28 protein-coding genes are annotated in these 25,926 nt (G+C 32.3%); 11 read left to right on the top strand and 17 right to left on the bottom strand.

Features of this window, described 5'->3' with window-relative positions:
- Nucleotides 1-4 precede the first annotated feature (4 nt).
- The 6 genes from VOI54_RS14815 to VOI54_RS14790 all read right to left on the bottom strand — a co-directional run bounded on the left by VOI54_RS14815 (nucleotide 5) and on the right by VOI54_RS14790 (nucleotide 4,425).
- Nucleotides 5-760 (bottom strand): LytR/AlgR family response regulator transcription factor, encoded by a 756-nt coding sequence (locus VOI54_RS14815; RefSeq protein ID WP_326283742.1) that lies wholly within the window; start codon nucleotides 758-760, stop codon nucleotides 5-7.
- A gap of 80 nt (nucleotides 761-840) precedes the next feature.
- The gene (locus VOI54_RS14810; protein WP_326283740.1) at nucleotides 841-1,158 is read right to left on the bottom strand and encodes a 2TM domain-containing protein; all 318 of its coding nucleotides are present in this window, start codon (nucleotides 1,156-1,158) and stop codon (nucleotides 841-843) included.
- Nucleotide 1,159: 1 nt separating this feature from the next.
- Complete coding sequence (locus VOI54_RS14805) at nucleotides 1,160-1,504, bottom strand: 2TM domain-containing protein (RefSeq protein WP_326283738.1); 345 nt, start codon at nucleotides 1,502-1,504, stop codon at nucleotides 1,160-1,162.
- Between the two features lie 12 nt (nucleotides 1,505-1,516).
- Nucleotides 1,517-2,860: a histidine kinase gene (locus VOI54_RS14800; RefSeq protein WP_326283736.1), complete on the bottom strand. Its 1,344-nt coding sequence runs from the start codon at nucleotides 2,858-2,860 to the stop codon at nucleotides 1,517-1,519.
- 20 nt (nucleotides 2,861-2,880) lie between these two features.
- Nucleotides 2,881-3,507: a hypothetical protein gene (locus VOI54_RS14795; RefSeq protein ID WP_326283734.1), complete on the bottom strand. Its 627-nt coding sequence runs from the start codon at nucleotides 3,505-3,507 to the stop codon at nucleotides 2,881-2,883.
- A gap of 192 nt (nucleotides 3,508-3,699) precedes the next feature.
- Complete coding sequence (locus VOI54_RS14790; RefSeq protein ID WP_326283732.1) at nucleotides 3,700-4,425, bottom strand: energy transducer TonB; 726 nt, start codon at nucleotides 4,423-4,425, stop codon at nucleotides 3,700-3,702.
- A 251-nt stretch (nucleotides 4,426-4,676) separates the two neighbouring features.
- On the opposite strand from VOI54_RS14790, the gene VOI54_RS14785 reads away from it, so the two are divergent.
- Nucleotides 4,677-6,194, top strand: a complete 1,518-nt coding sequence (locus tag VOI54_RS14785; protein WP_326283730.1) for a TolB family protein — start codon at nucleotides 4,677-4,679, stop codon at nucleotides 6,192-6,194.
- A 69-nt stretch (nucleotides 6,195-6,263) separates the two neighbouring features.
- Here the strand turns inward: VOI54_RS14785 and VOI54_RS14780 are convergent, their stop codons facing one another.
- Nucleotides 6,264-8,420 (bottom strand): TonB-dependent receptor, encoded by a 2,157-nt coding sequence (locus tag VOI54_RS14780; RefSeq protein WP_326283728.1) that lies wholly within the window; start codon nucleotides 8,418-8,420, stop codon nucleotides 6,264-6,266.
- Nucleotides 8,421-8,774: 354 nt separating this feature from the next.
- On the opposite strand from VOI54_RS14780, the gene VOI54_RS14775 reads away from it, so the two are divergent.
- Nucleotides 8,775-9,269: an RNA polymerase sigma factor gene (locus VOI54_RS14775; protein ID WP_326283726.1), complete on the top strand. Its 495-nt coding sequence runs from the start codon at nucleotides 8,775-8,777 to the stop codon at nucleotides 9,267-9,269.
- Between the two features lie 5 nt (nucleotides 9,270-9,274).
- Entirely contained in the window at nucleotides 9,275-9,916 is a 642-nt protein-coding gene (locus tag VOI54_RS14770; protein WP_326283724.1) for a DUF8845 family protein, read from the top strand.
- On the opposite strand, the gene VOI54_RS14765 is transcribed toward VOI54_RS14770, so the two are convergent.
- The 4 genes from VOI54_RS14765 to VOI54_RS14750 form a co-directional block, all read right to left on the bottom strand.
- Entirely contained in the window at nucleotides 9,913-10,485 is a 573-nt protein-coding gene (locus VOI54_RS14765; RefSeq protein ID WP_326283722.1) for a pseudouridine synthase, read from the bottom strand. The two genes, VOI54_RS14770 and VOI54_RS14765, sit on opposite strands and share 4 nt — an antisense overlap.
- A gap of 2 nt (nucleotides 10,486-10,487) precedes the next feature.
- Entirely contained in the window at nucleotides 10,488-12,785 is a 2,298-nt protein-coding gene (locus VOI54_RS14760; protein WP_326283720.1) for a type IA DNA topoisomerase, read from the bottom strand.
- A gap of 83 nt (nucleotides 12,786-12,868) precedes the next feature.
- Nucleotides 12,869-13,666: a lysophospholipid acyltransferase family protein gene (locus VOI54_RS14755; protein WP_326283718.1), complete on the bottom strand. Its 798-nt coding sequence runs from the start codon at nucleotides 13,664-13,666 to the stop codon at nucleotides 12,869-12,871.
- Nucleotides 13,667-13,717: 51 nt separating this feature from the next.
- Nucleotides 13,718-14,359 (bottom strand): NUDIX hydrolase, encoded by a 642-nt coding sequence (locus VOI54_RS14750; protein WP_326283716.1) that lies wholly within the window; start codon nucleotides 14,357-14,359, stop codon nucleotides 13,718-13,720.
- Nucleotides 14,360-14,396: 37 nt separating this feature from the next.
- On the opposite strand from VOI54_RS14750, the gene VOI54_RS14745 reads away from it, so the two are divergent.
- Complete coding sequence (locus tag VOI54_RS14745) at nucleotides 14,397-15,101, top strand: peptidylprolyl isomerase (RefSeq protein WP_326283714.1); 705 nt, start codon at nucleotides 14,397-14,399, stop codon at nucleotides 15,099-15,101.
- 14 nt (nucleotides 15,102-15,115) lie between these two features.
- Here VOI54_RS14745 and VOI54_RS14740 read toward each other — a convergent pair whose 3' ends face one another.
- Nucleotides 15,116-15,736, bottom strand: a complete 621-nt coding sequence (locus tag VOI54_RS14740; protein WP_326283712.1) for a trimeric intracellular cation channel family protein — start codon at nucleotides 15,734-15,736, stop codon at nucleotides 15,116-15,118.
- An 82-nt stretch (nucleotides 15,737-15,818) separates the two neighbouring features.
- The gene (locus VOI54_RS14735) at nucleotides 15,819-16,538 is read right to left on the bottom strand and encodes an RDD family protein (protein WP_326283710.1); all 720 of its coding nucleotides are present in this window, start codon (nucleotides 16,536-16,538) and stop codon (nucleotides 15,819-15,821) included.
- A 24-nt stretch (nucleotides 16,539-16,562) separates the two neighbouring features.
- Between VOI54_RS14735 and VOI54_RS14730 the strand changes: the two genes are divergently transcribed.
- From VOI54_RS14730 to VOI54_RS14710, 5 genes are read left to right on the top strand one after another with little or no spacing between them, the layout of a single operon-like run.
- Nucleotides 16,563-17,552, top strand: coding sequence for a stage II sporulation protein M (locus tag VOI54_RS14730; RefSeq protein WP_326283708.1), 990 nt, complete (start codon nucleotides 16,563-16,565; stop codon nucleotides 17,550-17,552).
- Between the two features lie 17 nt (nucleotides 17,553-17,569).
- Complete coding sequence (locus VOI54_RS14725; RefSeq protein ID WP_326283706.1) at nucleotides 17,570-18,283, top strand: hypothetical protein; 714 nt, start codon at nucleotides 17,570-17,572, stop codon at nucleotides 18,281-18,283.
- Complete coding sequence (locus VOI54_RS14720) at nucleotides 18,280-19,485, top strand: DUF4350 domain-containing protein (protein WP_326283704.1); 1,206 nt, start codon at nucleotides 18,280-18,282, stop codon at nucleotides 19,483-19,485. Before VOI54_RS14725 ends, VOI54_RS14720 begins: the two co-directional genes overlap by 4 nt.
- A 2-nt stretch (nucleotides 19,486-19,487) precedes the next feature.
- A complete protein-coding gene (locus VOI54_RS14715) occupies nucleotides 19,488-20,558 on the top strand; it encodes an AAA family ATPase (protein ID WP_326283702.1) in 1,071 nt (356 codons plus the stop codon).
- Between the two features lie 60 nt (nucleotides 20,559-20,618).
- Entirely contained in the window at nucleotides 20,619-21,950 is a 1,332-nt protein-coding gene (locus tag VOI54_RS14710) for a DUF58 domain-containing protein (RefSeq protein WP_326283700.1), read from the top strand.
- Nucleotides 21,951-22,035: 85 nt separating this feature from the next.
- Here VOI54_RS14710 and VOI54_RS14705 read toward each other — a convergent pair whose 3' ends face one another.
- Nucleotides 22,036-22,515, bottom strand: a complete 480-nt coding sequence (locus VOI54_RS14705) for a Dps family protein (protein ID WP_326283698.1) — start codon at nucleotides 22,513-22,515, stop codon at nucleotides 22,036-22,038.
- A gap of 102 nt (nucleotides 22,516-22,617) precedes the next feature.
- Between VOI54_RS14705 and VOI54_RS14700 the strand changes: the two genes are divergently transcribed.
- Nucleotides 22,618-23,556, top strand: a complete 939-nt coding sequence (locus VOI54_RS14700) for a LysR substrate-binding domain-containing protein (RefSeq protein WP_326283696.1) — start codon at nucleotides 22,618-22,620, stop codon at nucleotides 23,554-23,556.
- A 35-nt stretch (nucleotides 23,557-23,591) separates the two neighbouring features.
- On the opposite strand, the gene VOI54_RS14695 is transcribed toward VOI54_RS14700, so the two are convergent.
- The 3 genes from VOI54_RS14695 to VOI54_RS14685 form a co-directional block, all read right to left on the bottom strand.
- On the bottom strand, nucleotides 23,592-23,789 hold the full coding sequence (locus VOI54_RS14695) for a hypothetical protein (RefSeq protein WP_326283695.1): 198 nt from the start codon (nucleotides 23,787-23,789) through the stop codon (nucleotides 23,592-23,594).
- 127 nt (nucleotides 23,790-23,916) lie between these two features.
- Nucleotides 23,917-24,717, bottom strand: a complete 801-nt coding sequence (locus VOI54_RS14690; RefSeq protein WP_326283693.1) for a TIGR00266 family protein — start codon at nucleotides 24,715-24,717, stop codon at nucleotides 23,917-23,919.
- A gap of 70 nt (nucleotides 24,718-24,787) precedes the next feature.
- Nucleotides 24,788-25,243, bottom strand: a complete 456-nt coding sequence (locus tag VOI54_RS14685) for a DUF4442 domain-containing protein (protein ID WP_326283690.1) — start codon at nucleotides 25,241-25,243, stop codon at nucleotides 24,788-24,790.
- Between the two features lie 159 nt (nucleotides 25,244-25,402).
- Here VOI54_RS14685 and VOI54_RS14680 point away from each other — a divergent pair, with 159 nt between their 5' ends.
- Nucleotides 25,403-25,849, top strand: coding sequence for a DUF4870 domain-containing protein (locus tag VOI54_RS14680; RefSeq protein ID WP_326283688.1), 447 nt, complete (start codon nucleotides 25,403-25,405; stop codon nucleotides 25,847-25,849).
- The last annotated feature ends 77 nt before the right edge of the window (nucleotides 25,850-25,926 follow it).

Below are 25,926 nucleotides of genomic sequence, written 5' to 3'. Positions count from 1 at the left end.
TCTTTTATTCCAACCAAGCTTTAAAATCCTTAACCCGCTCTCTAGCCACAATAACGTCTTGCCCCCTATACGATTTTAATTTTATTTGTAAACGCGAATTGGTATAACTTACCATATCTTTGATAGCGTTGATATTCACAAAGAATTTTCGACTTATCCTAAAAAAAGTATCCGGTTCTAATTCATCTTCAAGATGCTCCAGAGTGGTGTCCAACAGGTAATTTCTTCCTTCTGTAGTGTGAATATAAGTTCCTTTATTTTCACTGTAAACACATTCTATCTCATCAATGTTTATAAGTTTTAAATGCTGCCCTACCCTTACAGAAAAGCGTTTTTTATATTCTCGGTCAATTGGATTTATAAGAAGTTTTTTAATATCATTAAAATCTAAAGTTACTGCCTGCTGTTGAGGTATAAGGTTTTGATATTTTTTTACTGCCACTGATAATTCATTATCATCTATTGGCTTTAACAAATAATCAATGCTATTTAATTTAAAGGCCTGAAGTGCGTATTCATCATAAGCTGTTGTAAAAATTATAGCTGATTTTATAGCAATAGCTTCAAAGATCTCAAAAGACAAACCATCACTGAGTTGAATATCTAAAAAAATTAAATCCGGATGCTGATTGTTTTGAAACCATTTAATGGATTCTTCAACAGAATGTAACATGGTATCAGCATTTAAGTTTAAGCTTTTAAGCATACGTTGTAAACGTCTTGCTGATGGCTTTTCATCTTCTATTATAATTACGTTCATTCTTAATGATTATTTTTTATTGATAACAGGGTATTGTTGATATTCTCTGGTCCTTTTACAAAAGAGTCAACTAAATAGTACTATTCCCATTTCTTTTCTTGTTTATCCATATATGCTTTCAATTTTCTCTCTTCCCATGTTTTCTTAAAGAACTGTTTACCTTTTAAAGCAAACCTTCCATGTAAAAAAATAAAAACGGTCCATGCTAATATTATTATTGAGTTAAACCAGGTAAAGAAATCGGCATACTCATTGTTTTCGTCAATGATATATAAATTGTATAATAGAAGCAGTACCACAATGATATATCCCACCAAGTGAACATAAAAAACTTTAATATGTCGTACTTTTTCCTTCGCTCTTATATAGCTTTTGTCTAATTCTTCTTGAGTTTTCATATTATTCAAATCTACGTTTATCGGTTTTACCTTCTTCCTTTTCCATGAATTCACGAATTTTTCTATCTTCCCATGATTTGCTAAAAAAGCGGTTTCTGCAAAACACGCTTAGAGCGTGAAAACCTAGCCCAATACCCCAGAATAATGGTGTGGAAAGTGTGCCAATATTCCAGATATTGCCACTTGTATTTGAAGCTATCATGATAAAAATAAAGATGTTAACTACGGCATACCAGAACGCATGCCAATAAAATCCTTTGAGCTCCTTAAGTCGTTTTTGAGCTCTTATATAAGCATCTTCTCTATTAAAGTTATCAGATGTATTTTTATTATCTAAACGGTTCATTTTATTCCTTTTTTAATTCCAACGATTTGCCTGTTCTTCTTCTCTCATAAATTCTTCTATCTTACGCTTTTCCCAACTACTTCCAAAAGCTTTATTACTAAAAAAGACCCTAAAAGCTTGAATAGCTAGCCCTAGTCCCCAACCAAACATGGGAAACCAAAACCATTGAAAGCTCCAATAGGTTTTATAATTTATAAAGATTAGGAATGGAATGACTAAAAAGTATGATACCAGGCTGTAATAAAAGCCTTTTAGTTCTTCTACGTGGTTACGTGCACGCAAATAATTATCGTCCATTTGATTTGATGATTGTGGCCTCATAACTGATATTTGTTTTGTAAGTATGGGTATGGCTACCAAAAACTTATTTGATTCTTTGTTTATTTTTATTTTTCTATTGGTTAATAAATTATAGCGCTGCATGATATTGTTCAAACCTACACCGCTACTCTTTTTTACAATTTGCTTAGGTTGCAAAGTATTTTCAACAATCAAGTTACCTTGGTCTTCATAAATTTTAATATGAAGAGGCTTACTTGATGTCACCATATTATGCTTTACTGCATTTTCTAAAAGCAATTGTAGTGATAAGGGTACAACTTTACTTTCCGGGTTTAGCGCGCGCTCTGGCATAGTAAATACTATACTGTCTTCAAATCTCATTTTTAACAAAGACATGTAGGTTTTAGCAAATTGCAACTCTTCATCAACAGTAACCAATTCTTTATTTTTTTGCTCTAAAACATAGCGATATACTTTAGACAAGCCGGTTGTAAATTTTTGAGCATTATCCGGATTCTCTTCTATTAAACTTGTCAATACATTTAAACTATTAAATAAAAAATGAGGGTCTAACTGGTTTTTTAAAGCATCAAACTTAGCACTTGCCGTACCGGCAATAACCTTCTGTTCTTTTATTCTGTTTTGTTGGTATCTGTTGTAAAAATATATAGCATAAAAAATGCTAACAATAACCAGAGTTACCCAAAGACCAAATTGATAACTTCCAAATTTTTCGTTCGCCAAAAAATATTCAAAAGAGTTACCATGATAGAACATTGATGTTGATGCCCTCAACACAAATAAGCCTATTAATGTTATAATTATACAGCCAAACACACCAATAATGATTCGTTTGAACGTATCATTTTTTTTCCATTGACGACATTCCAGATAATCAAAAAAATACATATTGGAATACCCCAAAACAAAGGAATACAACTGATAGAACGCCAGAGTAATCAATAAACTTTCTGTACTCTCAAATTGAAATCCGTTAGAAAGAAAGCTCCCTATTATAAAAACTATAATACCAATTATGAAGGCTATTAATATATTTCTAACAGATTTTTTCATTTCTAATTCCAGTTAATTAATTATTTCTTATTGCATGATTTTAAAATCATTTCTGCACGCTCCTTACCCCAGTTAGGATGAAAAGGCGTTTCTGGTTTAAATTTAGCAAAAAGATCCATGGCACGTTCTAAATCTTTACAAAATGGTGTGGTATCTTGGCCAAAATAAGAAGCCGATCCCATATCCCACTCTGCTTTGCAATATACTACTCGTGGATTCTCCGGTGCTATCTGTGATGCTTTAGCATATAACTGTGCTACTTTACCCGATAATGTCATACCATATGTAGCACCATCAAAAGCTACCCAAGCCGTATGCAATAGGGCTTGAAGCACCAATATTTCAGGGTTATCCTTTGAAATTGCTGTAGCATCATTGATTAAATCCTGAGCTTTATTAAGTTGTGCTGTTAGTTTTTCTTTATCTTTTTCTCCAAAACTTGAAATAATATTAATTTGAGCGGCATAATACGGTGGCAACCAATTATCTGTTTCGGCATTTGCTATACGTTCAAAAAGATTTGATGCTTCAACCTGTTCATTGGATTGCCATAGTTGAAATGCTTTTTGCATGCCTTTCTCATAGCTGGTCTGTGCATTAACAATTCCGAAGGTTAATAGTGTTGTAATGATGATTAAGTGTTTCATGGTTGTGTTTTTTAATAATTAAATACAAGGCAAATATCATCCTGAAGTCCTTTTTTTAAAAAAAGGATTTACCGAATTGTAGATTTAGCAAGATGAAACGTTTTTCTTAGGTTTATAAAACTAAAAAAACGATCTGAATTAAAATTCAGATCGTCTTTACTACATTGAAATTAACCTATTACTAACTACCGTTTACCCCTCTTGATATTTAAAGAATATAGGTATAGCATAAGCTACTTTTACCGGTTTACCTCGTTGTTTACCAGGTTTCATTTTAGGCAATTTGCCTATTATACGCTCTGCTTCTTCTTCCAGAATTTTATCCGGCCCTCTGGAACGTATACCTGTTATATTACCTTTTGAATCAATAAAAAACACTACAGATACGCGTCCTTGAATCCCCATATCCAATGCCATTTCCGGGTAAGTAAAATGCTTGATAACATGTTCCTGCATTTTTTTCTGAAAACATTCCTTGGTCTGCCTTTTAGACAAGCCTTCACATCCGGGAAAAACAGGTACATCTTCTATTACCGCAAAAGCAACTTGAACATCTTCTTCTACTTCTTCAACAATAATATCACTAACCTCAACAGGCTCTGCTATAGCAGTTTCCTGAGTAATCTCTGTACTTTCTATTACCGTTTCTTCAATCTCTTCTGTATCCTCAACTACTTGAACACTTTCACTTACAACAGCCGGCGGTGGAGGTGGTGGTGGCACATTGGCATTAATTATTGGTATTTCTTCTTCAAACTCACTTTCCATATCAACAATACCTATTTCAACTTCTTCCTGTTCATAAGATTTATATTCTAAAACCTGCCAAGAAAAGAGTAACATTAAGTTTAACCCGATAGCAAAGTAGATACTGCTATTTCTCCCCACCTCTAAATTGGGGTTCTTTTTAGTTTCCATGATAGTTAATTTTAAAAGAAAAACTTCAGTAATTTATTAGTATAAAATTATCATATTATCAACTTAATAACTATGATATTTATCATATCATAATAAAAACAGATTATTCTAATAATTCCATATTTTAACCCTAATTACAAGGCCGGTCTATTGTGTTCTTCTTTTTGTATCTTCGTTTTTGTTGCTTAATAAGTATGTAACAAGTATAGTATCCTATTGATATGTAAAGTCGTAAAAACCAAACCTGTAATATGACCAAATTTGTATTTCCTTTTCTCTTTTTTTGTTTATCATATGGAACACGCGCTCAAGAAGATTCCATTGGAATTTTTCAATATCATACAGATATAGGTCACCCTAAAAATGCGGGTTCCGGGATCTATAATAGCAATACCCAAACCTACACTATTAAAGGTTCCGGGTACAACATTTGGGGGCACCGGGATGAGTTTCACTATTTGTATAATAAATTAAAAGGAAACTTTATTGTTACAGCAAATTTTGAATTTAGTGGACTAAATGAAATACACCGTAAAATTGGATGGATGGCTCGAGCTTCTGAAGCTGACAATGCTGTTATGGTTGGTGGATTTCTTCATGGTGACGGGCTTACGGCTGGTCAGTGGCGAGAAAGAAAGGGCGCTGATATGCAAACTCCTTTTGATAATATATCGGCACCAAAACGGTTTTATCAGGTTATTCAATTAGAACGTCGGGGTAACAAATTTATAGTCCGTGCTGCTCAATCAGGAGAACCTTTTGAAGAAATAAGTTCTAAAGAATTAAAATTTATGCCAGACGAAGCTCTTGTCGGTATTGTTATTTGTTCTCATGACGAAAATACAATTGAGAGTGCTAAAGTTTGGAATGTTCGCATAGATCAACCGGTTGATGACACATACAACCCCAAAAAGCAAGGTTGGCTTGGATGCAGAATGGAAACTATGAATATATTTAATGGAAAGCGTAAAATAATTTATGAAAAAGACAGCCGTTTTGAAGCTCCAAACTGGATGCCTAATGGTAAAAATTTGCTTTTCAACATGGACGGATCACTTTATACAATTCCAAAAGAAGGCGGAGCTATTAAAAAAATAAATACCGGTTCGGCCAATAACCTTAACAATGATCATTGTATTTCATTTGATGGTAAAATGCTTGGCATAAGTCATGATGACGGTAAAGGGTCTAGAATTTTTGTTTTACCCTTAGAAGGAGGAGAACCGAACCCCATAACAGAAGCTCCTTCATATTTACATGGTTGGTCTCCAAATAATAAAGAGTTAGTCTATGTAGCTAAAAGAAAAGGGGTTGCTGGTTATAATATTTATAAAAAATCAATAAAAAAAGGTAAAGAAATAAAATTAACAAGCAGCAAAAAATATGAACATGTAGATGGTTGCGAATACGCTCCTGATGGAAAATACATTTATTATAATGGCTCAAAAAACGGAGGCACAATGCAACTTTGGAGAATGAAACCAGATGGAAGTAACAAGGAACAATTAACTTTTGATGAATACAACGACTGGTTTCCACATATATCTCCTGACGGTAAATGGATTGCATTTATCTCTTTTATGCCAGATATTAAGTTGAACTCCCATCCTTCATTTAAACAAGTTATGTTACGCTTAATGCCAGTTTCAGGAGGAGCTCCAAGAGTCCTTGCCTATTTATATGGCGGGCAAGGCACTATTAATGTTAATTCATGGGCTCCAAATAGTGAATACATCTCTTTTGTAAGCAATTCCGGGAAATCAAAATAATACAATCCATTTCTGTTTTTTTGAAAAAAAGCTGACAAAGTCCATTATAATAGTTGTTAATCAATTTTCTTATAAATTATCAAGCTGATTGCTCTTTTTATCCTCACTAATGGTCCAAAAGAATCCAACAAAAAAGAATTGGTCTACTGCAGGTTGTAAAACGCGTCTATTAAAAACTCCATTTATATCTGGTGTATCTGAATACTGATAGCCATTAACATTTCTAAACCCTAATACATTGTTCACTGAGGCATACAGTATTTTTTGCGGACTTATTAAATAAGCCCAATTTAAACTGAAACTGTTAAATGCTTTTGTTTTTTCATTTAAAAATCCTGGTTTATTAGGATTAGTATAAGTTCTTCCAGAAGCAAAACCATAACTCAACCCCATTTGACTACGCCATTTATCAATCCAGTATTTACCAACTACTGATACGTTATGTGTATTAACAAAATTAGGCTGTGCTTCCATGTCATAATTCTTGTAATCACGCTTGGTATCTAAAAACGAATAACTCAACCAATAATCAAAGTTTTTAATGCTCTTACTATCTCTCCAAAAGAAATCAATTCCTTTTGCGAATCCGTAACCATCATTACTAAAATCGCTATTGAAATCAGGAAAATCATCGCTATATTTTATTAAATCCCTGTATTTTTTATAATAGGCTTCTGCTCTAAAAATTTTCCCATCTGCATTATGCTGATAGTTGAAAATATAATGTGATGTATTTTGAGCTTTTAAGTCTTGATCGAATTTTAAAACATTACTAGGTGGGTTTTGATGAAAATTGCCATAGGCTAATGACAATTGACTTTTATCTGATATTTTATATGCAAGTGATACCCTGGGTGCTATCATAAATTCTTTAAATAACTCGCTATATTCTCCTCTTATTCCTGATTTAAATGCCAGGCTCTTAGAGATAAAAATATCAGCTTCAGCATAAGCAGCAGCTATGTTATTGTTAAAACCATATGTAGCATCAATAATAGTTTCATCATTATATTTTTCGGCAAAATCAGTTACAAAATATTCAGCACCAAAATAAAGCTTAAACCTATTACTTATTCTGTTTTTAAACTTAAGCTTAGTATGCAAAGAGTTTTCTGTACCATTAATATCACTTTCAATAACATTCAGGTTGTTTTTTGCATAAGTATAGCTAATTCCTCCAAAAAATGTCCAGGTATCATTTAAAACACCGTTATATGATCCATTCAAATAAAAATTATTATTGTTCAATTTAAAATACACCCCCTCCGGGTTATTAATATCTTCCTGTGTTAATTCAAAGTTTGTTGCATCAAATGCGCCATATAATTTAAATAAACCTGCATTGGTTCTTTTTCTAAACACCGTTTCTCCTGAAGCTGTCTCAAAAGGTTTTATCCAGTTATTCCGGTTAGGAAAAATAGCATTATAAGGCGCTAAATTTATGTATGATGCATTAACACTAATCGAGCTTTTATCCCATTTTTGGGTATTTCCCAAAGTTGCCCCCACACTCATAATGCCTATATCTGTTTTTTCCTGATCAGGTTCATCTATGGTATTTAAAAGCAAAACACTTGATAGGGCCTGGCCATATTCTGCAGAATATCCTCCTGTGGAAAAAGTAATACCGTCAAATAGAAAAGGGGAATACCTCCCCCGGGTTGGAGCATTATTGGTTGTAGGTGTATATGGAGTAAAAACCCGGATACCATCAATAAATATCTGAGTCTCTTCAGCATCTCCACCACGGACAAACAGCCTGCCATCTTCTGCTACAGTTGTGGTTCCAGGAAGCGTTTGCAATGCTCCAACAAAATCGCCCAAAGCACTGGCCGTTGTTACTACATCTAAAGGCTTTAAAGCATTCACCTTACTATTGTCTCCTGCTGAAAATGTTCCTGCAGAAAGCACAACGGCATCCAAGGTATTTACATCTTCTTTAAGTGTAACTAATAAATCCTTCATATAAGCTACATCTCCTATCATGGTAAAAGTTTCGTAAGACATATAAGAAACAACCAACGTTTGGGTTCCGGTTTCTGTGGTCTTAAATGCAAACTCTCCTTTTTCATTTGTGGTACCACCATCATAGGTCCCTTCTAAATAAATATTGGCTCCTACAATGGGTTCTTTTTTTGAATTAAATACTCTACCATTTAATGTTGACTGTGCTAAAATTTGAGAACCAATTAATGCTATAATAATAATAATGGTTAGTTTTTTCATGGTTTTTAAAATATGCTTCTTAAATGTTTGTTTGATGCAACAAACTTGCATTAGAAAATCGATGAGAAAAACTAATAATTACTGAACTGTAAATTATCTATGATGGATTGATAGTTTCATACTCTTAAACAAAGACTAAGTCATTAAAATTGTAAAATGTATCTGATTGATAGATTTAAGCCACCAGATGTAACACTATTTTTAAAATTACTTTGTTTCCCTAAGTCTATTCTCATAAAAACCAGATATATTTGATTGTTCCTGATTGCATTCTTTGAACTTGCAAATAATTATTATAAATACCTGTAACATTTTAAAAGATTAAACTACTTACACTATAACCAAACCATCACATTGAATAAAGAACTGGAACATAGTTTTGTTGAATTGCTGGAAAAGCATCAAAATATTGTACACAAAGTATGCAGGTTGTACACTAATAATTATGATGCTCATAATGATTTATTTCAAGAAATTACAATTCAACTTTGGAAAGCATACCCTAAATTTAGAGGAGATGCCAAGTTTAGTACCTGGATGTATAGAGTAGGATTAAATACTGCTATTACACTATACAGGAAATCTAAGCGAACTATTAATACACAAGATTTTAATGGTGTTGAGTTTAAAATTAAATCAGAGGATTATGATGATACTGAAGAACAACAATTAAAGGTACTATACAAAGCTGTACATCAATTAAATGATATTGAAAAGGCTCTTGTTTTTTTATATTTAGAAGACAAGGATTATAGAGAAATTAGTGAAACATTGGGAATTAGCGAAGTGAATGCCAGGGTGAAAATGAACAGGATCAAAACTAAGCTAAAAACCATACTAAATCCGTAACAGTTATGGATGAATTAGATTTATTAAAAAAAGATTGGGATAGAAACGGCGATAAATATCCAAAATTGACTTATAATGAAATTTATAAGATGATTTTAAAGAAGTCATCTTCTATAGTAAAATGGATTTTTATAATCAGTCTTTTAGAATTTGCCTTTTGGTTTGGCATTGCCTTTTTATTGAAAGGAACGTCTTATTCTAATAAAATAAAGGAACTGGATATTAATAACGTATTAATTCCCATTTCCATTATTAGTTATGCCGTTTTAATTTACTTCTTTTATTTATTTTATAGAAATTACAAAAGAATTTCAGTTACAGACAGTTCTAAACAATTAATGGAAAACATTCTAAAAACCAGAAGAACTGTAAAATACTATGTCATTTTTAACCTTGCATCTTTGATTATTGGAGCATTTATCGGTTCTTTCTATGCCCTAAATCACGATCCTGGTTTTTCAGATAAGCTACAATTAGCAACTGCAAACGGAGAAGTTTTTAAATTTTATTCAGCCATCATCATTGTTATAGTTTTAATCCTGATAGCTACAATAGGCTTTTTATTATTGTTTTACTGGTTGATTTACGGTATTCTTTTAAAACGCCTGAACCGCAATTATAATGAGCTGAAGAAACTGGAAGTCTAAGAAAAGGTATCTACTTCAATAACCTCTCCGGGTAACATATCATTTAATTGTATTTTACCTACCCTAACCCTAACTAATCTCAATGTAGGAAAACCAACTGCCGAAGTCATTTTACGCACTTGTCTAAACTTACCCTCTCTCAATATTATTGAAACCCATGATGTAGGGCCGTGCCTATCATCTCTTATTTTTTTTGACCGCTCGGGTAATTGCAGATTTTTTTCTAATTTAAATGCTTTACAAGGTTTTGTTTTATATTTCTTTCCTTCAAAACCTATTTCTATGCCTTGTTTTAGTTGTTCTATTGCTTCAACCGGAATATCTCCATCCACCTGAGCATAATATTCTTTCTCTATTTTTTGGCTATTTATGTAATCACTTGTTTTACCATCAGTAGTAAGTAATAATAGGCCTTCAGACTTTTCATCCAAGCGGCCAATTGCCATTATATTTTTCGGAAAATTATACAGTTCGCCTAAAAACTTTTTAGACTGCTGCTTTGAGTCATGACTCATAAATTGGCTTAAATAACCATACGGCTTGTAAATAACAAAATGCCTGTGTATCATTATTAGAGGTTTCCATTTAAAATATCATAAATCAACCTCCTTGTTGGTTGTTGTCCGTTTATTTTTTCACGTATAACATCAAAGGTCACTTTAAAGTTACAACCCGATTTATAAGCGCTACAGCCATAAGCTGATTGTCCTTTTATTATTGTGCCTTGTTTGCATTTTGGACAAATCAAGTCTTTTTCTTTTGGTTTCACTTCCACAGGCCTTAATTTAGGCTCCAGTTTTAACTTAAAGTTTTCATCAAAGCGAAGTAAACCTTCAATATTCCCCAAATCTGTTTTAAAGCCTTTCAAATTGACCGTACTTCCTTTTTGAAGCAATCTGATAAATTGTTTTTCAGATATTTTTTTCTTTGCAAAAGTAAAGGGCAACTTAAAATCACACCCGGATTTATAAGCACTGCATCCATAAGCTGCTTTACCTTTTAACAACTTACCGCTTTTGCATTTAGGGCAACCTTCAGCCAACAGCCCCGCTTGTTTTTTACTTGTAGCTTGAGCTTCCCTGTTTTTTACTGTAATTGCGTGAGAAATATTAGCTCGCCTTGTTTCACTTCTTACCTCATACACCAATGCATCTACCATTCGTTTCATGTTCTTTATAAAAGTACTTGCACTAAATGTTCCTTTCTCTATATCTTTCAATTGCTTTTCCCATGACCCGGTTAGTTCAGCAGACTTTAATAAATTATTCTGAATAGTCTCAATAAGTTGAACCCCCGTAATCGTTGGCAATACTTGTTTTTTATTACGCTTAATATATTTCCTTTTAAAAAGGGTTTCAATAATATTAGCCCGTGTTGATGGTCTTCCTATACCATTTTCTTTCATTAAATCTCGTAATTCATCATCATCAACCTGTTTGCCAGCCGTTTCCATAGCCCTTAACAAAGAGGCTTCTGTAAACTGTTTAGGGGGCTTGGTTTCCTTTTCTAAAAATGAGGGTTCATGTGGCCCCTTTTCTCCTTTTTCAAATGGGGGTAATACTCCAGACTCTTTTTCTTTTGCGTCCTGATTTTCAAACACAATACGCCACCCTTTCTCCAAAATTTCCTTACCTGTAGCTTTAAAGGATACTTCAGCGGCATTACCAATAACCGAAGTGTTAGAAACCAGGCAGTCATCATAAAATACAGCAATAAAGCGCCTTGTTATAATATCATAAACCTGTTGCTGATTATATGGTAAATTAATTTGAATACCTGTTGGAATAATGGCATGATGATCAGTAACTTTTTTATCATTGAAAACCTTAGCTGATTTTTTTATTTTTTTTCCTAAAAGCGACTGGGTAAATTTTGAATAACTAATCAGTTTCTCAAGAATTCCGGATACTTTAGGATAAATATCCGTTGGTAAAAATGTGGTATCCACTCTTGGGTAAGTCACCACCTTTTGTTCATATAAGGCCTGGACAATTTTTAAAGTTTCATCTGCCGAAAATCCAAATTTAGTGTTACAATATACCTGTAAGCCTGTTAAATCAAACAGTTTTGGAGCATACTCTTTCCCTTTCTTCTTTGTTATGGATTGAATTTCAAAATCACTCTCTTTTACTTTGTTGGCCAAAGCCTCCCCATCTTCCTTTTTTAAAAACCGTCCTTCTTCATAACTAAAAAGCACATCCCTGTAAAGCGTTTGAAGCTCCCAATAGGGTTGCGGTTTAAAATTTTCAATGTCTTTGAACCTATTTACTACCATAGCTAATGTGGGTGTTTGCACCCTACCTATAGATAGTACCTGTTTATATCCGCCATGCTTAAGCGTATATAGCCGAGTGGCATTCATTCCCAGTAACCAATCTCCTATAGCCCTTGAAAACCCGGCATAATATAAGTTATCGTAATCTGTTGCCGGTTTTAAATTCTCAAATCCTTCTTTTATAGCCTCAGTAGTTAATGAAGATATCCATAAGCGTTGTACTTCGCCTTTGTAATTAGCTTCATTCATTACCCATCGTTGAATAAGTTCTCCTTCTTGTCCTGCATCCCCACAATTTATAACAACTTCAGCTTTGTCAAATAAGCTTTTTACAATTTTAAATTGCTTTTGAATTCCTGAATTAGCAACAACTTTAGTTTCAAATTTTTCAGGCAGCATGGGTAGATTATTTAAATCCCAACTTTTCCAATAGGCTTTATAATCATTAGGTTCTTTTAAAGTACATAAATGTCCGAACGTATACGTAACAGCATAACCATTACCTTCGTAATATCCATCTCGTTTAGAATTGGCTCCTAAAACAGCAGCAATTTCTCGGGCAACACTTGGTTTTTCAGCTATACAGACTTTCATCACTATTCCTTATAATAAGAAATGCAAAATATAAATTTTGGTAACTATTTAAAAAGGGAGTTGTCAGGAGTTATTAACCAACATTACCATTCTCTCATTTTATTCAAAGCTTCTTGGGCTTCTAACTCCTTCTGTGAAATTACTTTTAAAAATGACGGGTGCTGTTCTATAGCATACTCAATCTTTTTAACAATATCGTCGGTAGTCTCATTATCATAATCAATCTCCAGAGGTGCTTTAATTTCCATAGATTGAAGAATATTCTTTTTCTTTATTCTAAGTCCTTTCTTATCAAATGAACGTCTAAATCCATCAATTACAATTGGGACTACAATAGGCTTATAGCGTTTAATAATATGTGCGGTTCCTTTTCTAATAGGTTTAAAAGGTGTAGTGGTTCCCTGTGGAAAAGTTATTACCCAACCGTCATCCAGTGCCTTTCCTATATTTGATATATCGCTCATTCTTACCTGTCTATTCACATTTTTTCCTTCTGATCGCCATGTCCGTTCTATGCTCACAGACCCTACATAGGCCAAAATTTTAGGTAATAAACCCGCTTTCATAGTCTCTTTAGCAGCCACATAATAAATATTAAGCTTTGGATTCCAGAGATACCCAACGTTTTTAATAGAATCTACACGCCCACTTAAACTGGCATTGAACACATGGAACATAGCCACTACATCAGCAAAATACGTTTGATGATTTGAAATGAAAAGCACATTTTTATTCGGCAGGTCTTTAATAATTTCAGAGCCTTCAATCTGTAACTCATTAAAACCTCTAAAACGCCTATGGGTCATGGCACCCAAAACTCTAATGAGCCATTTTTTTATAAAAAGATAATGTCCAAATGGATTTTGTTTAAACCATCCCATAAATCACACATCAAATTTAGTTGATTGCTGCAAATGTAATAAATCTACGGACTAAACAAGGCGTTTTAACAAGTCTTTAATCTCGCTCAGTATCATTGCCGTTGCCCCCCAAACTACATGTCCGTTTAATTTAAAAGCCGGCACTTCTACTTCAACGCTGTATGATGTTTTTACTCTTTTATTAATTAAATAGTCATCGCTTAAGAAATCATCTAAGTCTACTTCTATAATGGTTTCTACTTCATTGTCTTGCTTCACAAATTGTGGTGTATTTTCAACTACTCCCATAAAAGGTTGAACGTAAAAATTACTTGGTGGTATATATACTTGTGATAATTGACGTATTACCTGAACATCTTTTTCTAAAACCCCTACTTCTTCAAATGTTTCTCTTAAAGCTGTTGCTTCCAAAGATTTATCCTGTTCTTCCAATTTACCTCCCGGAAATGCCACTTGTGCAGAATGTACGCCTTTATACGTTTTTCTCAAAATCAGTACAAATTTTGTTTGTTGAACATCATCCGGAAAAAAAAGTGCTAAAACCCCAGCATGTTTTGCTTTTTCAATAGCCTTTTCTTGTTGTTTTAACAGCGCTTTACGAAACGGAGGTACCATTTTATAGTGTGATGTTTCAGCAGGAAGCGGTATATTTTTTATTTTTGAAAGCGATTGCGAAAATGTATCGAAATTCATTTATGAAAACCTTTGGTACTATTTAAATTATAAATTAATGAAACTTAAATATACTGTTTGTTTTTTACTTCTATTTCTAAATTGTGAAGATAAAAAAACTCAAAAGAAAGCTCAACCTGCTACTAAAGCAGAGAAACCGGTAAAAAAAGTAATTTTTAAAGATACAATAATAGAACCGGAACGTGAATTTCCTAAGTTAAATTCAAAAAACGCTATGGATTTTTTTCTGGAATATGATAAACACCACAAAGAAAATAAAGTTCGCATCACTACTGATTTTGGATCTATAGACATTTTACTGTATAATGAAACAAAATTTCATCGTTCTAATTTTATCTGGCTGACTAAGCAAAAGTACTTTAACGACACTCAATTTTACCGTGTTATTGATAATTTTATGGTTCAGGCCGGAAACAGTGATGATAAAAAAACTGCCAGAAAGCGAGCTTTTATTGGTAAATATTTACTGCCCCCAGATACTAAACGGGGATTTAAACATGACAGAGGGGTAATATCTATGCCCAGTAGTGAGATTGACAACCCACATAAACTGGCATCTCCGTTTGAATTCTTTATTGTTCAACAAAAAGGAGGTGCTCATTTTTTAGATGGCGACTATACTATTTTTGGTCGTGTTATAAGAGGCATGCATGTAATTGATAAAATTGCCGCAGTTGATACAGATAGTGCAGATTGGCCACTAAGCAATATTTACATTAGAAATGTTGAGATTATAAATTGAATCCGGGAATAACATCATATCTTTTGCTTTCCTTTATCTGTATAAATATTGGGTAATGCTATTTTAAACTTTACTGCTAATAACCTTGTTATAATAACCACGATTCCTGCAATTATAAAAACTATATTATTTTTTAAAGGAAACTCACTCAACACAAAATAGGTTATTCCCCCTAAAATACATGCCGTTGCATATATTTCCTTTCTAAAAATAACGGGGATTTCATTACATAAAATATCACGAATAACACCTCCAAAACTCGCGGTCATTGTTCCCAATGCAATACAAATTATGGGATGCAAGCCCGCATTTACACCTTTTTCAATACCAACCAAAGTATATAATCCAATACCTATAGTATCAAATAAAAATAACGATGTTCTTAAATAATTAATTTTACTTCTAAAAATAATAGCAAATACGGCTGAGATAAAAATAACATAGGTATATGTCATATCTTTCATCCAACTTACCGGTGTATCACCAATTAACAAATCGCGTAACGTCCCCCCTCCTACCGAGGTTACAAAGGCTATAATAAGAATACCAAAAAAGTCCATCCTTTTATTAATAGCCACCAAAACACCGGAAATGGCAAATGCAATGGTTCCTAAAATATCTACAATGTAAAACATAATTTATGTCTTAAAATTTAATCTAACTATCAATTAATTAGTTTATAGTATGATCTTACTAAATAAAGATTAGTATTGCAAATTACATATTCTGAGTATAAAAATTGTAGTCTTTCAATATTACATCAATAAACTCTATATCTGTACTTTGCTTCACATTTTTAATCCCCACCACTTCAATAATTTTGTCTCTTAACTTAATTAAAGTTTTATCATCTTTTGATATTCTAGCAGAGTTAAAAGTTTCTTTTATTATTCTGGCATCATTATCAGACAACTTAATAACATTAGGATAAGTTGGTTTATAGCCTTCTTTTAAATTTTCTAAAATAGTATGGTTAATATTAACAGTGTCTTTTAAACCAATTACAGCAGTTCCGGCTGCCATGTCACCGATACGCTGTGTTTTTTTATTAAAGAGCATTACAAAAAAGCCTAACCCAAAAATATAGATATCTACAACTCTAAAAAACCAACGTATTACATAATCTGAAAAGGATGCCTGATAACCATCTATTTTAACAACACGTATTTTCATAAGGCGTTTACCAATAGTTTGTCCCTGTAAAAAAGACTCTAAGGTTAATGTATAAAATATTACAGGAAAACTTAACACTGTGTTTATAGCAATTTGAGACCATTGATCCATATTATCAAAAGCTCCAAAAGTCCAATTTAAAACCAGCATATATCCAATTTTAATGCTTATATCAATAATAAATGCCAATAAACGTTCTCCCGCACCAGAGGCGTTAAACGATATTTTTACATTTTGAGTGGTGTTAATTTGTAACTCTGACATATTATATTTTAATTTATCAAATATATGAGGGAAGTTGCATTCATCAAACAAAATAAAGAAAAATGGCTAAGTTTTGAAAAAGCTGTTTTTGACAATGATTTTGAAAATCCGGATGAACTCGCATCGCAGTACATACACCTTGTTAATGATTTGGCATACGCCCAAACCTATTACCCAAAGAGCAAAATCATAGTTTACCTCAACCAATTAGCGGCTAAGGCTTTTCAGAAAATTTATAAAACTAAGCGTGAAGATACTAACAGAATTATCAGTTTCTGGAAAACAGAGGTCCCATTAATCTGTTACCAATACAAAACGTTTATATATATAGCATTTATTATCTTTTTTGCTTTTACTTTTATTGGCGCTATTTCTGCTGCCAATGATGGGGAATTTGTTCGTTCGGTCTTAGGTGATGATTATGTAAATATGTCTATTGAAAATATAGAAGCCGGCAATCCTGTTGCTGTTTACAAAAATGGGAGTAACTGGGGAAGTTTTATAGGCATTACTATCAACAATTTGAAGGTTGGTATTATTGCTTTTGTTCTTGGTGTTTTTTTAGGAATAGGCACACTTTATATTATGTTCAACAATTGCATTGTGATAGGCTCTTTTCAATATTTTTTTTACGAAAAAGGAGTTTTATGGGAAAGTGTAAGAGGCATTTGGATACACGGGGCCATGGAAATTTTTGCTATTATTATTGAAGCTGCTGCCGGTTTAATTTTAGGAGCCAGTATTTTGTTTCCGGCAACCCACTCAAGGTATACCTCTTTTAAAATAGGAGCAAAAACAGGAATTAAAATATTGATAAGCACCTTTCCCTTTACATTTGCAGCTGGTTTTTTAGAAGGTTTTATTACCCGCTATTCTAACATTATGCCACATTGGTTATCTGTAGGTATTATTTTAATAACACTAAGCTTTATAAGCTATTACTACTTAATTTACCCTTTTAGAGTTCAAAAAAAAATTACTCAAACTCCAATTTTTAACACTACAACTATTTGAGGGGTATCACATTACATATGACCTGTATACTATTTATGGTACTTTGTGTTTATCAAAGTACATATAGCATTTCCTACTCTCAAAAACCCGATAAAATAAGAGCTTTTGAGGAAGGCTTTAAATCCAGATACCGCAGCAACACATATAATTACGAAGGCATAAGTATTGTTACTGAAACTCCCTCAGGGTCTGGCAACTATGAAGATTATAAAAACGGTAAAACTAAAGTTAAAGAACAAAATAACAACCAAGATTTTTCAATAAACCTAGGGCCTTTAAGCTGGCTATTCTATTTAGCTATTATTCTAGCAGTAATTTATTTAGTTTATATATTGCTAAACGAAGGTAGCAATGGTTTGTTTGCTTCAAATAAAAACAGAAACATCAATACCTATACGGATATTACTGCTGAAAATATTGAAAATGTCGACATTCAACGTTTGATTAAAAATGCAGAAAATAATAATGATTACAGACTTGCCATTAGGTATTATTATTTGCTGGTTTTAAAAACATTAAGTTTAAATAATTATATAAAATTTGAGGACGACAAAACAAACAGCGAATATTTGAACGAAATAAATGATAATGATAAGGTCTTCAATAATGAGTTTGCATATACCTCCTACTTATACAACTATATTTGGTATGGTAAATTCCCTTTAAATAAAGATAAATACCGGATAGCTAAGCATAATTTTGTCTCACTTTTAAAACAGGTAAAACCATGAAAAAGACCATACCTGTTTTAATCATTTTAACTGGATTGATTGTTAGCGCAGCCATTGCTATTGGCATAAAAAACACAAAAACGGTAGACTGGGAGGAATCTTTTAATGAAAAAAGTAATAAACCTTATGGGGTAAGTGTGCTTTATAAAGAGCTCCCCATTCTATTTAAAGACCAAACTATAAAAACGGTCTATCACCAGCCTGCCAGTTATTTACAAGCTCATTCTACTGATAGTATAGCAGATCATATTGCGCAAGGCAGTTTTATAATTATTGGCAATTCTAACTATCTGGAAAATGACTCAATAGATGAACTTCTAAATTTTGTCAATTCCGGAAACACGCTGTTTATTTCTGATTATAACTACCCGCAAAAAATCAATGATACCCTAGATATTGACATAGGCTATATTGCAAATGAAAAAGATAGCATATCTTATCAGTCGCTCACTCACATTAATGTAAAAGATATTGTTATTGATAGAAATGTGGGAGACAATTATTTTTCCAGATTTGACTCCATAAATCATGAAGTTCTGGGGCATTCTAAAATAGACTATAAACACGTTAATTATATTAAAATACCTTGGGGAAAAGGTCGAATTCTTCTCCACTCTGAGCCCAAAGCTTTTACAAATTATAATATACTGAAAGACAACAGGTATACATATGTTGAAGGTGTATTATCATATTTGCCTGAAAACGACATCTACTTTGATTCCTATACCAAAATACAGGCAGGTTATGATGAAAGTGTTGAAAAAAATTCCAACTTAAGCTGGTTCTTAGAACAATTATCATTCAGATGGGCATGGTATACAGCCATCATTTTCGGTATTCTTTTCATGATATTTAATGCTAAACGAAGACAACGCATTATAAAGACCATTAAACCTTTGCAAAATACTACTGTTGCTTTTGTAAAAACAATATCCAATCTATATCTTGAAACTCAGGATCATAAAAATTTAATCGATAAGAAAATCACATATTTCCTGGAAAAAATAAGAACTAATTTTAATTTAGACACCACGGTTTTAAATGAAGATTTTATAAAAAAACTGTCTTCAAAAGCCGGTAAAAAACATGAAGACGTAAAAAAATTAGTTGATTATATTAATTGGCTAAAAAGCAAAAATGAGTTTTTTGAAGATAACTTAATAAAACTAAACAGACATATTGAAGCATTTTATTCAAAATAACTATGGACGAGAATAAAGAAACCCAAGATCATCAGGAATTACAGCCTAAATTAGAACACGATAATAAGTCAAGTGAAAATGGTCTTGCAGACAATAATGATGCATTACAATTTCAAAACAGACTCGATTTATCTGAATTACAACAAAGTGTTCAAAGAATCAAAACTGAAATAGGAAAAGTGATTGTTGGTCAAAAGCATATGGTAGACATGCTAATTGCTTCTCTTTTAGCTAAAGGACACGCTCTTATAGAGGGCGTTCCGGGAGTTGCAAAAACTATTACGGCTAAACTATTAGCTAAGTCATTAAATGTAGACTTTAGTAGAATTCAATTCACACCGGATTTAATGCCCAGTGATATTCTGGGAACATCTGTTTTCAATTTAAAAGATTCTGAATTTGAGTTCAAAAAAGGCCCTATTTTTTCTAATATGATTCTCATTGATGAGATTAACAGAGCTCCTGCAAAAACACAAGCAGCCTTATTTGAAGTTATGGAGGAGCAACAAATAACTATAGATGGGAATAAGTTTATTTTAGAAACGCCTTTTATGGTTTTGGCAACACAAAATCCAGTAGAGCAAGAAGGTACTTATAGATTACCGGAAGCCCAACTGGATAGATTCTTATTTAAAATTGATGTAAACTATCCGGACCTTGATGAAGAAATAGAAATCATTTCCAGAGAACATCAATTAAAGGAGAAAACAAAAACCAATGAAATAACACCTTTTTTAACAGCTTCTCAAATTTCTAAATATCAAAATTTAGTATCACAAATCATTGTTGAAGAACATTTAATTAAATATATAGCACAACTAATAGTTGCAACAAGAAATAATCAGTTTTTATATTTAGGGGCTTCACCAAGAGCTTCTATTGCCATTTTAAAAGCCAGTAAGGCATTTGCGGCTATGAATGGAAGAGATTTTGTAACGCCAGAGGATATAAAACGTGCTGCTGTTCCTGTTTTACATCATAGGGTTATCGTAACACCTGAACGTGAAATGGAAGGTGTTAGTAGTAAACAGATTATAACTCAAATCATTGAAACCGTTGAAATCCCCAGATAATTATTAATTATTGGAAGTTTTATCATTCTAAACAAAACGCTAAACACTTTTAACTATGATATGAGACTATTAAAGCCATTCTACATACAACCACGTTTTTTCTTTGCTGGAATAGGCATTGTTGTTTTGTTTGCTTTAAGTTATTTCATTCCTATATTATTTAATATTGCCCAACTTTCCCTACTGGTTCTATTATTGTTATTTGCTCTGGATTGTCTTATTGTTTTTATTGGTAAAAATAAAATAGAAGCTATCAGGATATTACCCGATAAATTTTCCAATGGTGATAAAAATAAAATTACCCTTAACATTATCAATAACTACCCTATTTCTATTCATTTGGAAATTATTGATGAGGTACCTGAACAATTTCAGATAAGGGACTTTAAAATTAAAAGTACTATTACACCTGGTCAGTCAAAGACTGTTCAATATGATCTAAAACCAACCAAACGGGGTGAGTATTACTTTGGTGGTTTAAATGTTTATGCATCATCTATTTTAAATATTGTTAGCAAGCGTTTCACCTTTAATGATGGTGTTATGGTTCCCACTTATCCAAGTTTTAAGCAATTGAAAAAATTTGAGCTTTTAAATATTAATAAAAATTCTTTTGAATACGGACTCAAAAAAGTAAGGCGACTTGGGCATTCCATGGAGTTTGAACAAATTAAAGATTATGTTTTGGGTGATGATTTAAGAACTATAAACTGGAAAGCTACTGCAAAGAAAAACCAATTGATGGTGAATCAATTTCAGGATGAAAAATCACAATCGGTCTACTCCATTATAGACAAAGGCCGTGTTATGAAAATGCCCTTTGAAGAGTTAAGTCTGTTAGATTATGCTATTAACGCTGCATTGGTTATTAGTAATATTGTTTTAAAAAAACATGATAAAGCCGGGATGCTCTCGTTTTCAAAACGGGTAGAAAACATGATTGTAGCCGAAAGAAGAAGTTCTCAAATGCAACTTATTTTAGAATCTTTATATAATATAAAGACAGATTTTTATGAAAGTGATTTTAGTAGATTATATAGCAATATAAAAACACATATTACCCAACGTAGCCTATTACTATTATATACCAATTTTGAAACGCTTGATGGATTAGAAAGGCAGCTTCCCTATTTAAAAGCTATTTCAAAAAATCATCTTTTAGTTGTTATTTTTTTTAAAAATACTGAATTAAACAGCCTTATATCCAATAGCACAAAAACCATTCAACAAGTCTATGACAAAGTAATTGCTGAAAAATTTGAGTTTGAAAAACGACTTATTGTAAATGAATTAAAAAAATATGGTATTTATTCCATCTTAACAACTCCTGAAAGCCTCACAATAGATACCATTAATAAATATTTAGAAATTAAATCCAGAGGTTTATTATAAACCTTAATAAATAAAAAAAGGAGCTTATAATTATTATAAGCTCCTTTTCTAAACTAACTAATTTCTACTAAACTAAATTTTTATATTAGACGGATTCACTTAACCAAGCTTTCATCATCCATACCGTTTTTTCTTGTTCTGTAATAAAATCACTCATCATTGAATTAGTTCCTTCATCATTAGCATCTCCAGATTTATCCAAGATTTGTCTTTCAATTTTTAATAATTCCGTCAATGAATCTACAATTAATCTAACGGCTTTATCATCCTGCGATACATCTTTACCTACTGGTACTTGCGCATTTTCAGAGTAGTCGTTAAATGTATGCAGAGGCACTTCTCCCAATGTTAAAATACGCTCAGCTATTTCATCAACTTTAACATTAGCATCTGTGTAAAGCTCTTCAAACTTTGTATGTAAATCAAAGAAAGCCTTACCTTTAATGTTCCAATGAATACCTCTCAAATTTTGATAATAAATTTGAAAATTGGCTAACAGATGATTTAAATCTTTTGCTAAATCCTTAGTTTTTACAATATCTAATCCAATACTATTTAATGTCATTCTTTTATATTTTTCTTACAACAAATTTAATTTATAATTAACTGTTAATTCTATAAATTTTATTGATTGTTTTTATATTTTTATAACCTAAATTGATAACTAATGACCATTACACAATTATATTATGTTTTAGCAGTTGCTGAGCATCAAAATTTCACTAAAGCAGCCGAAAAATGTTTTGTAACACAGCCTACTTTAAGTATGCAAATACAAAAACTTGAAGATCAGTTGGATGTTCAGATTTTTGATAGAAGTAAAAAACCTATAGAGCTTACAGATATAGGTAAAAAGATTGTAACCCAAGCTAGGAATATTGTAAATGAATCCTATAGAATCCAGGATATTGTAGACCAACAAAAAGGATTCATAGGCGGTGAGTTTAAACTAGGTATTATCCCTACAATTATGCCAACTTTACTACCTATGTTTCTAAAAAGCTTTATCAAGAAACATCCTAAGGTAAAGCTTAAAATAGAAGAATTAACCACTGAAGAAATTATTGCCAGAATTAAAGATGGGCATTTAGATGCTGCTATTGCTGCAACCCCGCTTGAAGATGAAAACATAAAAGAGCGTGTACTTTATTTTGAGCCGTTTGTAAGTTACATCCCAAAAAGCCACAGGCTGCATACCAATAAAAAAATTGAGGTTTCAGATTTGAATATAAATGATATGTTACTTCTTGAAGACGGGCATTGCTTTAGAGATGGTGTTATTAACCTGTGTAAAGCTTTAAAAGATCATTCCGATGACAAATTCCAGTTGGAAAGCGGGAGTATAGAAACGCTAATAAAACTATCCAATGAAGGATTAGGTATGACTTTGCTTCCCTATTTACACACATTAGATATTAACGATAAGGAGAAGGAAAACCTACATTACTTCAAAGAACCTTCACCTGCAAGAGAAGTAAGTCTTATTTATCATAAAAGCGAATTAAAAATGCAAATTATAGAAGCGCTTCAAGATGTGATTTCTGGTATTATAAGAGGAGCCATTGCTTTTCAAAATGTAAAAATAATTAGCCCTTTACCTAAATAATATAAACTAAAAAGCGACCTTTCTGGTCGCTTTCTTTATTGTTTTAAATAAATTAAACATTGATTTAAATCAGGGTTTTGCTGTACTAGAGAATGAATAAAAATTTTAAGCTCTTCAATCTCATAAGGCAATAAACGTTGTAAGGCCTTTTGTACTTCTTTGCAAAACAAGGTGGTATCAAAACTTACTTTATTAAGCACAGTTTTGGTATACTCTAGCATTGCTCTTGCCATAGTTTTATGTTAAGGTTTTTAGGTTAAAAATAAAAGGTAGATTTGTTTAATAGGCTCTTTTTTAAAATAACACCTAAATTTAATAAAAAATTGTATTGTTTATTAAAATTATAGCAAATTTAACATATCAAAACCTGTTATCTCCGTCCAGTAAATCTCCTAAACCGCCAAGTATACTTCCTTCTCCCTTATTTTTACCACCTCCCTGAGGTGCTGCAGCCCATACACGACCCGCTAATCTACTAAATGGCAAAGATTGTATATACACTGTTCCAGGGCCACGAAGTTTAGCAAAAAATAAACCTTCGCCTCCAAAAATGCTATTTTTAATACCCCCAACAAATTCAATATCATAATCTACGGTATGATCAAAACCAATAATACATCCTGTATCTACTCTAAGAACTTCTCCGGCCTGCAATTCTTTCATTGCCATGGTACCTCCCGCATGTACAAATGCCATACCATCTCCTTCTAACTTCTGCATAATAAAACCTTCTCCACCAAAAAATCCTCTACCCAATCTTTTAGAAAATTCAATACCTATACTAACTCCCTTTGCTGCACAAAGAAAAGCATCTTTTTGACAAATAAACTTACCTCCGTACCTAGTTAAGTCAATAGGAATGATCTTACCGGGATAAGGTGAAGCAAAAGACACACGGCGCTTACCCGACAAGGTATTATAATAAACGGTCATAAACATGCTTTCTCCAGTAAGAATACGCTTCCCGGCACCTAATATCTTTCCTAAGAACCCAGAGTCATTTTTTGAACCATCTCCAAAAATAGTTTCCATTTTTATACCTTCTTCCATCATCATAAAACTTCCTGTTTCGGCCACTACACCTTCTTGAGGGTCAAGTTCTACCTCCACATATTGCATTTCTTCTCCATAGATAGTATAGTCAATCTCGTGTGCTGTCATTTTTAATTGTTTATTTGGTTAACTATCTATTTGTTAATGCTTACAACGTTTTGTTACAAAAAAACCTGAGTTAATTTTTAACTTTAATACTCCATTCAAAACTAAAAGCAGAAACCTCAACACCTTCTTCATTTACACCTATAGATTGCATTGTAAGGGTTTGCCCTTCTCCAGTGTCAATGGCCTTTTTTAAAATAGTATCTACTTTATTTCCATCTTTACATGTAAAAGTAATTCTCCCTGTAGCTTTTTTAGTGAATCTTGCTTGGTTAGAAGTCACCAGCATAGATATACGTTTACCAGATGCTTGTACCTTAGCCATCATCAATGCACCGGTTGAAAACTCTGCTGCCATACCCTGAACTGCCCAAAACATTGACTTAAACGGATTTTGGTTTATCCATCTATGTCTTACGGTTACAATACATTGTTCTTCATCTAAAAACTTTGTTCTTACACCACATAAATAAGCAGATGGCAGTTTAAATATGATAAAACTATTTAGTTTTCCGGGAGTAAGTTTCATACGAAGATCTATTAAATTTCTACTAAGTTATAAAAATAAAAGTCATCTTAAAATGTTAAAATTTTGTTAATATTAAGTACTATGCGTAACATAATACCTGTTTTTAGACATATATTTGCATAAGAAACTATTATATGTTTTAATATCAATCAAAAAATCATGCTTGACAATCACCACAAAAACATTGCAACCTTTATTCATTTATCTACTTTTAGTAGGTTTATTATTCCATTCGGAAATTTTATCGGCCCCATTATTTTATGGGTTGCCAATAAGGAAAAATCTGAATTTATTGATGCTCATGGTAAACAAGCCATTAATTTTCAAATGAGCATTTTGCTTTATGCTATAATTTTAGGCACACTGACAATTCCGTTTTTTATTTTTAAAATATTTAGTGGCATTGATTTTATAGACTTTAATGGCTTTCATGATTTCCATATCAATATTGGCAAACCTTCTCCTCTGCTTTATATAGGTGGTGGTTTAGGTGTATTGGCTATTATAGGGTTTATTCTTGAGCTTGTTTTTATTGTAATAGCAAGTTTAAAAGCAAGAGACGGGGAATATTATCATTATCCCTTAACTATTAATTTTTTAAAATAAATGCTTCTTAAATAATTGAAAGTAGCAGCTTTAAAATATCATCAATCAAATCAATCAAAAAATGAACAGTTTCACAA

The organism is Alterotamlana spongicola (assembly GCF_035818475.1).
Classification (GTDB): Bacteria; Bacteroidota; Bacteroidia; order Flavobacteriales; family Flavobacteriaceae; genus Cognatitamlana.
Note: the sequence above shows the minus strand (reverse complement) of the source record. Positions and strands in the feature narration are given on the sequence as shown.